Annotated in this window: 10 protein-coding genes; all 10 read right to left on the bottom strand. The window is 43.0% G+C overall.

Features of this window, described 5'->3' with window-relative positions:
• Positions 1 to 461 precede the first annotated feature (461 nt).
• Positions 462 to 1,826, bottom strand: coding sequence for a TlpA disulfide reductase family protein (locus tag QVC79_RS10990; RefSeq protein WP_270594629.1), 1,365 nt, complete (start codon positions 1,824 to 1,826; stop codon positions 462 to 464).
• 8 nt (positions 1,827 to 1,834) lie between these two features.
• Complete coding sequence (locus tag QVC79_RS10985) at positions 1,835 to 3,211, bottom strand: TlpA family protein disulfide reductase (RefSeq protein ID WP_270594631.1); 1,377 nt, start codon at positions 3,209 to 3,211, stop codon at positions 1,835 to 1,837.
• A complete protein-coding gene (locus QVC79_RS10980) occupies positions 3,195 to 4,640 on the bottom strand; it encodes a PKD-like family lipoprotein (protein WP_270594633.1) in 1,446 nt (481 codons plus the stop codon). Before QVC79_RS10980 ends, QVC79_RS10985 begins: the two co-directional genes overlap by 17 nt.
• 14 nt (positions 4,641 to 4,654) lie before the next feature.
• Positions 4,655 to 5,368 (bottom strand): DUF4843 domain-containing protein, encoded by a 714-nt coding sequence (locus QVC79_RS10975; protein ID WP_270594634.1) that lies wholly within the window; start codon positions 5,366 to 5,368, stop codon positions 4,655 to 4,657.
• A 10-nt stretch (positions 5,369 to 5,378) separates the two neighbouring features.
• Positions 5,379 to 6,797, bottom strand: a complete 1,419-nt coding sequence (locus tag QVC79_RS10970) for a RagB/SusD family nutrient uptake outer membrane protein (protein ID WP_270594635.1) — start codon at positions 6,795 to 6,797, stop codon at positions 5,379 to 5,381.
• Positions 6,798 to 6,818: 21 nt separating this feature from the next.
• Positions 6,819 to 10,184, bottom strand: coding sequence for a SusC/RagA family TonB-linked outer membrane protein (locus QVC79_RS10965; RefSeq protein ID WP_270594636.1), 3,366 nt, complete (start codon positions 10,182 to 10,184; stop codon positions 6,819 to 6,821).
• A 149-nt stretch (positions 10,185 to 10,333) separates the two neighbouring features.
• Positions 10,334 to 11,506: a FecR family protein gene (locus QVC79_RS10960; protein ID WP_270594637.1), complete on the bottom strand. Its 1,173-nt coding sequence runs from the start codon at positions 11,504 to 11,506 to the stop codon at positions 10,334 to 10,336.
• Positions 11,507 to 11,587: 81 nt separating this feature from the next.
• Positions 11,588 to 12,133 carry a sigma-70 family RNA polymerase sigma factor gene (locus QVC79_RS10955; RefSeq protein ID WP_270594638.1) on the bottom strand — a complete coding sequence of 182 codons (546 nt, stop codon included), beginning with the start codon at positions 12,131 to 12,133 and terminating at the stop codon, positions 11,588 to 11,590.
• 142 nt (positions 12,134 to 12,275) lie between these two features.
• Positions 12,276 to 13,406, bottom strand: a complete 1,131-nt coding sequence (locus QVC79_RS10950; protein ID WP_270594639.1) for an AAA family ATPase — start codon at positions 13,404 to 13,406, stop codon at positions 12,276 to 12,278.
• A 90-nt stretch (positions 13,407 to 13,496) separates the two neighbouring features.
• Positions 13,497 to 14,861 carry a DNA repair protein RadA gene (gene radA / locus QVC79_RS10945; RefSeq protein ID WP_270594640.1) on the bottom strand — a complete coding sequence of 455 codons (1,365 nt, stop codon included), beginning with the start codon at positions 14,859 to 14,861 and terminating at the stop codon, positions 13,497 to 13,499.
• Between the last annotated feature and the right edge of the window lie 51 nt (positions 14,862 to 14,912).

Genomic DNA, 14,912 nt, shown 5'->3' with positions numbered 1-14,912 from the left:
TTAGCTTGGAAATCTTGATGTTTCAGACACGAATAACGAGATCTGTCAAAATGCAATTCCTAGGGAAATACCGGGGAAGAACCGTAGAAGATAGGGATCACCTTCGGTTCACTCTCGGTACACCTTCGTTACACTCTCGCTCACAAGCAACCAAAGACCGAGAATGAACCGGAAGTGATCCAAGAGTATCCCGGAAGTACCCTCTTCCATCCTTAGGAAAACTAAAAGATAAAAGTTGATGAAACCTGTCACTTGCTAACCTGTAACTCGCCGAAGGCGAATCCCGACTGGGACCTAGATGCTCGCCCGATTATCGCCACCATTTTAACAGATAGAAAACAAAAATAACATACTCGAATATCCCGTCAACCGGGCCAATAACGAGCCTATTCATGCTCAAGAATAATATTTCGGGCCACTATATCCCCGGCTTTTGCCGGGGATAAGGGATACATCACCTATTATTTAATATGCTGATTAATATACTCTATAATCTTGGAAGAAGAGGGTCTTGGAGCTTCCAAGGAAATAATTCTTCCTTTCTTATCGAAGAATAAGAAACGGGGAATTCCATCAATATCATACTCTTGACATAGGGTCGATTGGAAATTATCCGGGCAAATAAATTGTTTCCATTCCGGTTTATCTGCTGCCAGTTTCTTTTTCCATTTCTTTTGATTCTCGTCCAACGAGATACTCAGAAATTCAATCTTCTTATTCTTGGCATAATGTTTCACCAATTTCTCCATATAAGGAATTTCCATGCAACATGGTCCGCACCAAGTAGCCCACACGTCAATATAAACAGCTTTCCCCTTAAAATCGGACAAATGACATTTTTTCCCATTAACATCTGTCATCTCAAAATCAATAGCCGGCGCACCGGGCATCATGTTTATATAGTGATCATACACTTTCTGCATCTCGGAGTGATCTACCGTGTCAGTGGAAACCCGTTTATAAACCTCGAACACCTCGGTCATATCTTTTGGAGCTTGTTTTAAATAATAATCAACAAGACTATTGGCCATGTCATTAATGATTTCCTGATTCGTGAATATTTGAGTCAAGGCATTCAAATGATACACAACTCTATTTTGTTCTTTTCCTGCCGGATGACGTTGAAGATACCAGCGAACATATCTCTCGGCCATCTCCATATTATCCGGATCATTCCGGTCGAATGCCTCTACCCAACGAACAAAATCAGCGTCTTCCCGGGGTTTTGACCAAGCATGACGGAATAAATTCGCGGGTATTGATTGGTCAATCATGTCCACCATCACCCTTTTAAAAGCCGGACTTTTCACTTTCATCAAGTCGGACTTAACTTGATCGACGTTTTCTAGGTAACCTTCTCGATAATCGGCAAAACTCATGGTATCCAAACGTTCAAAAGGCCATGATTCATATTCCCAACCATCACTATCTCTCATGAAATGATAGCAATCGGCATTATCTCCCGTGTAGGTAACATCCGGAACATAAATATCACTTTCCTCATATTTTTCGGTATGGAAAGAAATGTCAAGGTCCGCGTCCATTCCGCTCTCAAGGAAAAGATCCACCGAACAACCATAATTTTCAAATACCAGAAAAGCCCGGGACGGCTCATCAATTTTCACGTCATAGACAAATACTCCCGCATCGCTTACTTGAAGCGTGTCCACTTTCATTTCCTGCCCCACGTAATAAATTACCATCACGTCACCCCCGGTAAAATCCTTGATTTTTCCCCGAATTTGACCGTCGTTCATACCTTTTGCCACCCCGCTAACTCCCACGAACAGGAAGAAGGAGCATAATATCATAAATAAATTTTTCATCATCATATTCAATTTAAATGTTTTTCTAATAATTCAACACACTCCGGTTCAGAAGGACGAACAAACGAATAAGCAATAAAACGTCCCTCCTGATCTAACAGCATAAAATGGGGGATCCCGACAATCCGATACTCTTTTTCCAGAAAATCATTGGTCTTTTTATCCACGATGTATTGTTTCCAAGTCGGTTTCTCCTTCTCTAAAAACTTTTTCCAAGTATTCGTGTTATTATCCACCGCCACGCTGATAATCTCAATCCGGTTGTCCTTTTTAAAATACTCCTTCAATTTCGCCATATAAGGCAACTCTTCACGACAAGGAGCGCACCACGTGGCCCAGACGTCAACCAAAAGAACTTTCCCCTTAAAATCTGATAACCTGCACTTTTCCCCGGTCACTCCCGTCATTTCAAAATCCGGAGCCACGCTCCCTTTCATCAAATTTCCATTCACACGGACATATTCTTTATATTCTTCACCAACTCCCCTCTTCAAATTTTCGTCCGTACACAAGGTATTATATAGCTCATAGGCCTCTTGTAAACTTAACGCCACGGATTGATTCAAGTATTTTCGGAACATGGAAGTCAGGTGGTAATTTTTCATCGCCCGGTCAGTTATCAATCGCCCAACCAGCTCTAGGCTTTTCCTCGGGTAATCGCTCCAGTCCCGGCTTGTATCCTGACTTAAATGCCAACCGATCACGTACTCTAAAAGTTCCTCGCTACAAGTCAACGAATCGTTAAGATTAATTGTCGCCACGAACGTAGGAAAATCCGGATCATCCACATTCTCCCGTGAACCGGAGCAATACCATGAAACCCGACGGACCTGAAAACAGAGATAAGCCTGCCGAACCAAACGCTCCCGCACATCCTGATCTTTAATCCGGCTCCCTAAAGCTTGTAATTGCTTTTCTTTTTCGTCTGTTCTTAATTTGAAATCCTTGAACGCAAGAGTTGTTACCTCCGGAGAATACCATTCCCGTGAATCTTCAATCGCATACAAAGCGGCCAAATACTCGTTCTCCCTTTCCCTGTCACCGGAAAAAACGCACTCCACCACTTGTTCCGGCAACAAAGTTATCTCAACATTCACCTGATCACCTCCCGACAAAAATAACGGAACTCCCGGACGATAACCCTTCACGAACAACTCGTACACCTCCCCCTTTTGAGGAACAACGGGAATATACTGAAATTCCCCTTTTTCGTTCACTTTCAGCGTGTCTCGTTTCAAGCTTCCCTGAACAGCGATTCTAACCAAAGCGCCATCATAATTCTTGATCACGCCTTTTAACGTCGTTTGATAGCTTGATTGACAAGCCATACAAACGATCAATATCACTAGAATATACAAACGATTCATCTTATTTCTTATATTCAAAATCGACAACTTTACCACACACGTTACTAAAGTGGTTTTCCTCTTCCAAACTCCCGTTACTATTCATCTTTAAATAATAAATAGAACCGGATTTCGCTTTCCCGGAACCGTCACTCACACCCACGTACAAACGATCCGGGTTTTCGGAACGGTCGAACTCGATATAATCTATCGTGCATCCATCCTCAAACCCGTCGTAAGTAGCCAGCACGTTTCCGGTTACAGTACTCACGCATACCACTTTATCCTGATAACCATAATAAAGGAAATCAACATCTTTAGAGGAAACGGCAAAACAAGTAGCCTCCGCAATACCGGTCTGGTTCAAATCGACCTTCCGAATCGGAATAACCCGAATATAAGAATCATAAGACTCATCATCGTATTCCACTCTCTTTTGGGCCGCGATCACGAAACGACGCCCGTCAGCATCCTCCATCACCGCCCGCACGTTATCCTCGAAAGCTGCCCCATAAACCATCGTGGCCTCCATCTCTGCCGGATTGAAAACACCTGACGCCGGTTCCACGGAAATCATTGCCCCGTAATTATTGTATATAAATCGCTTACCTTTTTGATCATAGAAAAAAGGATCATTCGACTCGTAGATGGAAAATGGTGCCGCCTCATAATCTCCCTTTACCTGCGGATCATATTTAACAAACATATCCTCAACAAAAGAAAGATAACGATTATATACTCTTCCATTTATAATGACATATTCGTCGAACCCATACATATTTTTACACAGACACTCCATCACGCATGGATCCGGGGCGAAATAAAACATCTCGGAGAAGTCCATCATGTAAGAAAAATCCGTAGGCTCTATCGCCTTTGATCCATCACCTGTTGATATGACAACCAATCCTTTGGTAAATTCACCCTCGCCCGTGTAAAAAATTCCCCGGGGAGACCTTCCGGCTATTTCCCCGTTCACTTTCTCGTAAGCATCTTCCGTGACCGTATTCACAACATTGATAAATGTCACGTTAGCATTACCTTCCACCTCGCTCAATGCCATCAATCCCTTGGAATAGGAATTGACAATCGTCAGATCCGTTCGCGTGGAATAGAAAACTCCGGTTTCCTTGTCTGTTACAATGTATCTCATCGAGTACTCCCCAGTAACAGATTCGACTTCAATATCCAAATCCTTTTTGAAAGAAAGCGTATCCGGGTCCGCGGCATTATTTACTCGCCAGATATACCACAAATACTCGTAACGATCCTCCGAAAATCCATCTTTCGCGGTTATTGTCACCGGGATTTTCAAGGATGAGAATTGTTCCACGGTATAGTCTTTCTCTATCCCTTGAACAACTAAATCATTCAACGGGGTATAATCATAATCCCCTTTATCTTCCGTACAAGCACCCACGCAAAGTACTAGAATACTCCATATAATCAGTTGAATCTTTTTCATCATTTTACATGTTAATTTTACAACCAAGGTTCGATAGCAAGGCCATTCTCGTCTAAAATCGGATAATTTTCATAGAAAAAGTTATCCATATATTTTCCGTAAGCCTGCCAAGCCTCGTAATTATTTCCATACTCGTCAAGAGTCTGTGGAAAATCCATCCCCAGCTCCCGGATGCAATATTCATGTTTTACCCTAGAATAAGGTCCGAAAATGTAATCCATATACATATCTTCCCAGTAATAAGGACGTGTCAGGATATTGGAAATAATCACCCGTACCGTTGTACGGGCTGTAAGCCCCAGTTCCAAATCATCCGAAGGTTCCAAGTCCAGAACTAACTGAAAAGCCTCTTCCTCCAAACGAGGATCTTTATTATACAAGACGACGGGTATATTCATACTAAAAGCCTCCGCCGGAAGAATATACTCTTCCTCCAACGCCGCATAATGTATCCCTTCTTGAGCCGTCGTCTTTCCCGAATTAACAACCACCCGAACATGACGTTCGTAATTCACGGCCCCCCCCATCAGGTTGACCTGTACGTTCAACGTCTGCGAATCACCGTCTTTCCCCGCAAAAGAGTACACAATACTATCCCTCGTGTCACTCCATGAACCTTGGTTTACCTGAAAATAAACAGCCCCGTTACTATCGAAATCTGTTTTATCATTCTCTTGACAAGCAACCAACCCGACCAATAATCCTAGAATTATATAATATATCTTTTTCATAGTATCCATTTTATTGAATATTACCAAATTCCAATTCATTATCCGGCATCGGGAATACATATGTTGCCCGGTTCATCATTTGTGCCGTGAAAGGAATTGTTGTCATGTTTTGCCGTTTATAGAAATAAAAGAGCTGCCCCTCCGCGATAAATTCTTTCTGGTATTCTTTCCGGAGTTCTTCCAATAAATTGGCATCAGCCGGTAAAGGATTTCCCGCATATCCCCGGAAACCGCGTAATGTTTCAAGAAAACGTATATCCCCGGAAGCCTCTGCCGCGATCAAGTACATTTCCGACAATTTCAACAAAGGAATCCGGTTACCCGTGATATACTTGATCACGTACTCTGTTTTGGAACCCGAAGGAATATCGAACAATCGCTTACTCCGTACATCAAGATCCAATCCCGTTCCTCCAAAGATTCCCAATTTTCGTTCTTCCCCGACAACACAGGCATAAGTTGCCAAATCTTTAAAATACAAGTCTGAACGCCCTTTTTTCAAATCGTAAACGTAAAGGGAGGTGATATACTCATGCCGTCCTACACTCTCAACAAAAGTATATTTAGAGGGTTCGTCCTGTAAAATCTTATCCGTGACACAGGCAAAACGTCCCGAATGGATCACCTCTTCGGCACACGCCAAAGCGTTCGTCATGTCCTCCTTGTACAAGTACACCCGGGCCATCAAAGCCGTCACCCCATAATAGTTGAAACGGGATTTACGATACAACCAGAACCCGTCATCCGTGACATAATCATCCGCCGAGTACTCGTCCTCCTCTTCGTACTCTCCAAACGACGGGCCGATCGGATCCACCGGACGCAATAACTCTTGCGCTTTCTTTAAATCTCCTAGAATCAAATCCAACGTCGCAGCAACGGTTGATCGCGTCACGACCTGATTAGTCGCCTCTTTCACGTAAGGAATCCCCGGATCGTTCGCTCCCATCTTATAAGAAGGTGCGAATCCCCGCAAAAGGTCAAAATGCAAGAAAGCCCGTAATGCCAAAGCCTCTCCCTCAACCAAGGGACGGACCTTTTCACTCAAAACACCACCGTGTTTAGAGATGTTTTGTAATAGATAATTACAATTCGCAATCGCGTAGTAATTAGAACTCCAAAGTGTGTCCACCACTTTTTTTATAGTTTCATCTTGATAATCATATACCAGCGCTTTATTATAATCGTACACGACCGATGAATAGGTCTGTGACAATATGTCCAAGAATCCCATCGTGGAGTTCCCTCCATAAGTATCCGTACGTCCCATCAAGGCATATATACCAATCAACGCATCCCGGAATCCCGACTCCGACGTGAAAAGATCATCTTCCTTCACTTGAGATTTAGGACGTACATCCAGCCAATCGCTACATCCCATGCAAAATAACAACACTAGTAATGCAGCATATCTAAATATCTTCTTCATAACATCCATTTTTTCATTTTGTTAAAACCTGACTTGCAAACCGATACTGAAATTACGGGCAAAAGGATAGTCTATTCCCCTTTCCTGTTTTACAGAGGAAGCATGGAACACGTCATTCATATAAAACATCGCTTTCAAGCGCTTAATTCCCAATCGTTTCAAACGGGCCACGCCAAATTCGTATGCCACATTCAAAGTCGCCAGTTCCAAATAATTATAATCCTCAACAAAACGGGATGTAGGACGGGTGACATAGCCGACATTCATCCCGTCATAAGTCTCCGAGAATGCCGCGAAACGTACCTTATCACCCGGTTTTTGCCAACGTTCTTCGAAAGCCCGGCGATCCACGTTATAACGCAAATCCACGTCCTGCACCTTATCCACTAACGTTTGATTATACATTTGCCCCCCAATTCGATACCGGAAAGTCATGTTCAACGACAGGCCTTTCCACGTAAAATTTGTACCGAAAGTCCCTTCCACATCCGAATCCGTACACCCGCCAATGACATAATTGGCTGTTGACCATTCCGACACGATGTCGCCATTCCGGGCTTTAAATATTTCATTACCGGTAGCCGGATCGATTCCCAACGATTGGTTCACCCAGATAGAATTCATGGAAGCTCCTTCCATGTAACGAACCCTCGGGCGATTCACGCCATCCTTCTGTTCTCCCGTTGCTGTCAACTCATCCTGTGTCTCGTTGTAAGCCCGCAAGGCATTTGAGATCTTCAACAATTTATTCTTGTTATGAATCGCAGACCCGTTCACGCTCCAATAAAGAGAGTTTTTCTGATTTTTCAAAATAGCCACCTTCAGGTTTAACTCCCATCCCCGGTTTTCCACTTCTCCCAAATTATCCATGTAAGAAGAAAAGCCTAAAGACGGTGGCAAGGTTACGGCCGTTAACACATCTTTGGAAGTCTTGATATAATAATCTGCGGACAAATCAATCCGATCGCCCCACAGGGTCAAATCCACACCATAATTCTGTTGTAACGTACGTTGCCATGAAAGATCCCGGTTTCCCATCGCCATCACGATCGCCCCCACGGCGTAGTGATAACGTTCCCCAGTCAGGTACCCGTAAGTTGTTATCGCCTGATACGGGTCATAATTCTGACTTCCGGTCAACCCGTACGAACCCCTGATCTTTAATTGTTGCAGCCAATTCACATTCTTCAGAAATTTCTCATGATGCAAATTCCATCCCAAACCTGCTGACCAAAAAGGAGCCCAACGGTTATCCGAACCAAACTGGGAAGAGGCATCCTCACGGAAAGAAAGATCCACCAAGAAACGCTCGTCATAACTATAATTCAAATTCCCGAGAAAACCGACCAAACGAGAGGTATATTCATCCCCCTCCGGAGAACCCGATTTCTCGTATTGAGTGGCAAAACTGATGTAGTCCAAATTCTCATTCGGAAAACCTTCCGTCCTCACGGTAAATGATTTTGTCTGGTTTTGCTGCACATTCCATCCCAGATTTGAATTAATCACATGTTTCTGATGCCGCCAGAAATAGCTCAAAACGACACTGGCATCATAACTGAAATTATCTCCCCTCGAAGCCGTGTAGGATCCCCGACGATCAAAATCATCCCCGGTATATTCCGCAAAATCAGTATGCTTGGCAGGTTTAAACACATCCTCGAATGTATTTTGAAGCGTAAAAGAGAAACTGCCCTTCAAACGTAATCCTTCCAAAATATACCAATCGATCCCGAACAAATTCGTCAAATCATTATACCCGGACTCGTCCGTCACGTTTAAAGTCGCGTTATACAAAGGGTTATAAATAAACAAACTTCGAACTGTCGGATGCCAACGATCATCCTGATCCACCGTGTAAATCAAATTACCCTCTTCATCCTTGTATTTCACGTAAGGATTCATTTTCGTGTATTCACTGAAACTTCCATAAGGAGAGTTCTTTGCCTTTACCCGGGAATAATTCAACTGATTCCTAAAAGTCAATCCTTTATAGATATATTGTAATTCCATCCCCAACCCGATACGTTCACGCCCGGACTCCTTCATCACACCGGGAGTATTATTATAATTCACCTCCATCGCATAACGGATATAATCGTTTCCCCCATCCAATCGCAAAGAGTGTTTATGAGCAAGCGTCACGTTATTCAACGGTTTGTCCAACCAATAGGTATTTACACCTTCCCGGACATTAGCTAAACGCTGATTATAAGCCTCATCCATGTACACCTTATCGGAGAATTTATCCTGAGTATAATGAAGTCGTTTGGAAATATCATACATTCCTGACAATACTTCCAAGTTCAGTTTCTCTTCGGCATTACACAAATTATAGTCCGTCAGATCAGCCGCATAAAAAGTCATATCCCCATTATAACTTACCGACATCTTCCCACCGGCAGGAGCCACCGTCGTGATAACCACCACCCCGTTCGAGGCCCGAGAACCGTAGATAGCCGTGGCCGCGGCATCTTTCAATAACGTGATCGTGGCCACCCGATAAGGATCCATATCAAACACTTTCTCCGCGGTAGTTTCAAACCCGTCAACAATAAATACCGGCATATTGGGATTCCCGGAATACTCGTCCCGAACCCCGCTAATACTCCCGGCTCCCCGGATCTGGAAATCCGGAATGGCATTCGGATTCGAACCCATCTGGTTATTCGCTAACTTCACAAACGATGGATCAATATTTTGCAAAGCACTCAGGATATTCTGATTTCCACCCTGTTGCAATTCCTCCGCCGTGATCGTACGGGCAGCCCCGGTAAAACTATTTTTTGCCTGAGTATAATATCCCGTTACAATCACGTCATCCAACTCACTCACGACATCCTTCATTACAACGTTAATTCCAGTCTGTTTGCCCACCACCACCTCTTTCGTCTCCATACCGACCATGGTGAAAACCAAAATATGATTTTCTTTTCCCTCGGGTAATGTCAATGAATATTTTCCATCCATGCCGGTAGCCGTTCCCAGTTGAGTTCCTTTCACAATCACGGTTACCCCCGGTAAAGCTTCCCCTTTCTCATCCGTCACCCGACCGGTAATCTTGATTTCCTTTTTTTGTTGATTCAAGGCAAGCTTACGGACAATCACGATTTTATCGACAATCTCGTAATCAAAACCATTCTGACGTAACACTTGATCCAAAACCTGTTTCAATGTCGCATCTTTCAATTCAACACTCTTCACTTTGAGATTTCCCAAACTTTCTCTACGATACACGAACTCGTAATCCGTGTTCGCCTTTAAATATTCCAGCACGTTTTCAAGCATCTCGTCATGGAATACCACATCCATTTTTTGTTCTTGCGAGTAACCCATGGCACTAACAGAACCAAACGTGACAAGCAAAATAAGAACTTTCAATGTCATAACTAACAGAATTTTTCGCAATCTTCTCCCAAGAAGACTACACGTCATACTCTTTTTTTTCATACATTTGTAAAGTATTACATTAAACATTCATCTGCGACCAACAGATGTTTGGTAAAGGGGGAATCGACCAAATTCCCCTTTTTTATTTATTGATAAACAGTAACAGATTGATTTTTCACGTTAAACTTCACTTCACCCGTTTTCTCCAATATATCCAAAACCGACTCGAAAGAAGCATAACGAGGAATTTTACCCTTAAACGTAGCCTCCTTTAAAGACGCATTCTGATAGAAAACCGTAAAATCGTACCAACGAGCCAGTTTCGACATAATCTCCTCCAAGGTATGATTCTCCAACACGAACATCCCGTTTCGCCAGCTTATGACCTCCGCCACGTTTACCTTCCGGGTGTACATCTTTTCATCATTCACCACGGATTGCATTCCCGGATCAAGAATCACGGTCTGACCGTCGGCATCCACCTTCACTTTCCCACTGACCAAAGTGGTATAAATGTTCTTCTCTCCCGGATAGGCATCCACGTTAAACTCCGTTCCTAACACTTCCACAGTCTGTTTTTTCACGACAACACGGAAAGGCTTTCTCTCATCCTTCGTCACTTTAAAATACCCCTCTCCCTCTAATTCCACCTCTCGTTTATCATTTCCAAAAGTAACCGGATATTTCAATTTAGAATCGGCATTCAGCCAAACTCGGGTTCCATCGGACAAAATCAAGTCAAACTCGGCCCCCTTGGGAACTTCAATCGTATTATAGGCCAATTGCGCTTGCTGTGGCAAATTCTCTGCCGAGTAAGACAATGTTGATTCTCCGGTCTTCTTTACTAAAATTCCAGCCTCTTCAAAATCCCCCTTCAAACTATCCAACAACATTGTAGTCCCATCATCTAACCTTAACACGGGACGTTGTGGTTTCATCAAAACGATTGCCACCTGTTCCTTTACAGGTTCTTCTGTTTCCCTCTCGAACAAATATAAGCTACTGAACACGGCCACTACAAATACTGCCGCCACTGCTCCCCAACGTAAAACCCGTAATCTTACCTCTTTCTTACGTTGGAGCTGCACTCGCTTCTCCATATCCAGTAATGCCTTCCGATGACCGATTCTTTGGTAGTTTTTAAAACCAACTTCTAGGAATACTCCATCTTGCCAGCGATCGTACAACAGCTTATTTTCCGGAGAAACTTCTCTCCATCCCTCCAGCTCCCGAAGTTCTTCTTCAGAAAGCTGTCCTACTCGCTGTCGGACAAGTAATCCGGCTATTCGAAACCATTTTTCATTCTCATGCGTCATCATGCGGTCATTTTTAAATCCCCCCTATAACGCAACTCCCCTTAAAAGGGGCAATAGAAAATTGAAGTTTTTTCAGAATAATTTCTATAACCCTGAAAATAAAAATAAAAACAAAGAAGGTTCTAGTTTTTTACGCAAGAAATCCAAGGCCGTCGCTTTGTATTTTTTTACGGAACTATCAGATAAACCTAATTTTTCCGCAATCTCCACATTCTTTAGCCCTTCTATAAAACTCATTTCAAAAACAATCCTCGCCTTCTCCGGTAACTCCTCGATAGCGCTATACAGCAATGTCTGAGCCTCTTGATCAATCACCGAATTGGCAAAACAAGATGCATCCTCCAACTCCCGGACATACCGCTCCCGGGCTGAATTTTTCCGGTGAATACTAATGATGTCATTTTTGATCGCCATGTAAAGAAAAGCCTTGAACGTGTACACGGAATCGAATTTATTTCTTCTTTCCCAAGCACTAAAAATGGCATTTTGCACACAATCCTCTGCCAGAAATTCGCTTTCCTCCCCCAAATACTTGATGGCATACAAGATCAATCCCGGATAAACATTCCGGTATAACAAATCTAACTTTCCTTGTTGAAAATCAATTAATATTTGGGTATTCCAATTCACTTGTCAAGTTTTACCGTGTAAACTTACACAAAATCTTTGATTTCTTACATCACTTCTACAAAGAGAAAACAAGAATAATAATCGGAGTAATATTTAACGGCTGACTATTTTGTAACTTACAAAATAATCAGTTCTATCATTTTCACTTAAACCAATCCCGTTTCAACCACGCCTCGAACAAGGGATCTTGAAATGTGATTTCATTTCCTCTCACATCAATCACTTCCCGTTCCATAAGAGCTTGCTTTATTCTAACTACATTTCCGGAAGTACCGATCCGATAAGCCTGCAATGTTTGTTTTGAACTTAATTGCCTTTCTCCCGCTATTAATGCCTTCAAAAAACCGAGCTGGGCATTACTAAACGTTTCCATGCTATTCAGAAAAAGTAGGCTCAACTGGTCAATCAACCCATTATACGCTTCCTTAACAACAGATGGCACGACTAACTTCTCTGTCCTAAGCCACACCTGTTGAGCCAATTGCTGCACATAATACGGGTGCTTATCGACCAATCCCACCAATAACTGAATTTCATCCCGTTCGATAACCTTATTAGTCGTTTGGAATTTTTGTCGGATAAACGGGACCCACTCTTCCGTTTCTATTTTTTGAAGAAACATTAAGTCTCCAAACTTATAAAAAGGCATTGAAACATTCGCAAAAACATCCATCAACATGTGTCGCTTGCTACCAAACAAGCAATAAGCAACGTGTGTGTGTCGCTGCCAATGGGCCCTCAACTTCTTTTGAAACGCCAAAGAATCCCCGAAATTAGCCACGTTCTGAAATTCATCAATACAAATAATTAAACGAATATTTTTAGATACAGCCAAAACCTCTGCCAAGTCCAGAATATCATCCGGATTACGTTTCAATTCCTCCAACCCAATTCCAAAAGACAGCTCACTTTCCACATCAGCCGTAAAAGAAATCCGGGGGATCAAGCGGGCAAGGAAGTTTTTGGCATTCATCGCTATTTCTTCCCACTTGGAAGATACAGATGTTAAAACTTTTTTCGCCAATAACGTATAAAACTCCTCTTCTTCCCTCACGTTAAAAAGGTCAATCATGCATAATTTCACATCTCCTTCAGACGCTAGGAGTTGTTTGGCAGCATGCGTTACTAGCGATGATTTTCCCCAACGACGAGGAGAAATAATAATCGTATTTGTCAGACTTCTGAAATTCTGCAACAAACGTTCTGTTTCCACTCGCCGATCCGTGAAATTCTGATCCGTAGCTATTTTCCCAAAAACAAAAGGCGTTTCCATATTTATTCGTTTTATTCTAGAACAAATATAACTGATTATTTTGTAAGTTACAAAATAGTCAGTTCATAAAATATAATATGGATAAACGATTTAGCTAAATAACTCCCGACAAATATCTCCCACCCGGGAAACAAATCTCACTTTTATATGTGCGGGAACTTTTGTCAGCGCTTTCTTATTTCCCGCCGGAACAAATATTTGTTGGAATCCGAGTTTTTCAGCCTCCAGTATTCGTTGTTCTATACGACTCACGGCACGAATCTCTCCCGACAAGCCAACTTCTCCGGCAAATACGGTATTCGTGGGTATCGGAGCATCTATATTTGAAGAAAGAACCGCCATCACGACCCCTAAATCCAAAGCCGGGTCACTCACCCGTATTCCTCCGGCAATATTCAAGAACACATCCTTCGCTGCCAACCGGAAACCCACCCGTTTTTCCAACACGGCAAGCAACATATTCAATCGTCGCGTATCAAAGCCCGTTGCAGACCTCTGGGGCGTCCCGTAAGCTGCCGTGCTAACCAAAGCCTGCACTTCCAATAAAATCGTTCTAACGCCTTCCATGGTGGCAGAAACAGCGACTCCACTCAAATCTTGGTCATGATTGGATAGTAACAACTCGGAAGGATTAGCCACCTGTCGCAAACCGGATTGTAACATCTCGTAGATTCCGATTTCGGAAGTCGAACCAAAACGGTTCTTCATAGAGCGCAAAATACGGTACATATGTTGCTGATCACCCTCAAATTGCAGGACAGTATCCACCATATGTTCCAGAATCTTCGGACCGGCCAACTGACCGTCTTTCGTGATATGCCCGATCAAAATAGTCGTAATCGTATTTTCTTTCGAGTAACGCAGCAACACGTTAGTACATTCCCGGATTTGCGATAAACTCCCCGGAATGGCATCCACACTCTCTGTTGCCAGCGTTTGTATAGAGTCAATAATCAATAATTTCGGTTCAAGCGCACGGGAATGTTCCAATACCGTTTCCAACGAGTTCCCCGAAAGGAACAGGCAATCGTCATTCTCCGCCCCCAATCGTTGCGCCCGCATCTTGATCTGCGACACGCTCTCCTCCCCGGAGACATACAGAACTTTCCCACATCGATTATGTAAGGCAAATTGCAGTACCAACGTCGATTTACCGATACCCGGTTCTCCTCCCAGTAGAATCATAGAACCCGGTACGATTCCACCTCCCAACACCCGGTTCAGTTCTCCATCTCCGGTATCCATACGCTCATCAGCATTCGCCTTCACCTCCGACAACTTCAAAGGCCGTGAAGAACTCGCCCCCACGATAGAAGCCACCCGGTTTCCTTTGGTAGAAACTTCCACCTCTTCCACAAAACTATTCCACTCCCCGCAAGTAGAGCATTTCCCAACCCATTTAGATTCCTTAGCACCACAATTCTGACAAACAAATACTGTTTTTGACTTAGCCATACAATTGAAAATTGAAGATTGAAATAAACCATCTAAATAATAACCTCTCCT

Source organism: Butyricimonas sp. (assembly GCF_019423355.1).
Taxonomy (GTDB): domain Bacteria; phylum Bacteroidota; class Bacteroidia; order Bacteroidales; family Marinifilaceae; genus Butyricimonas; species Butyricimonas faecihominis.
Note: the sequence above shows the minus strand (reverse complement) of the source record. Positions and strands in the feature narration are given on the sequence as shown.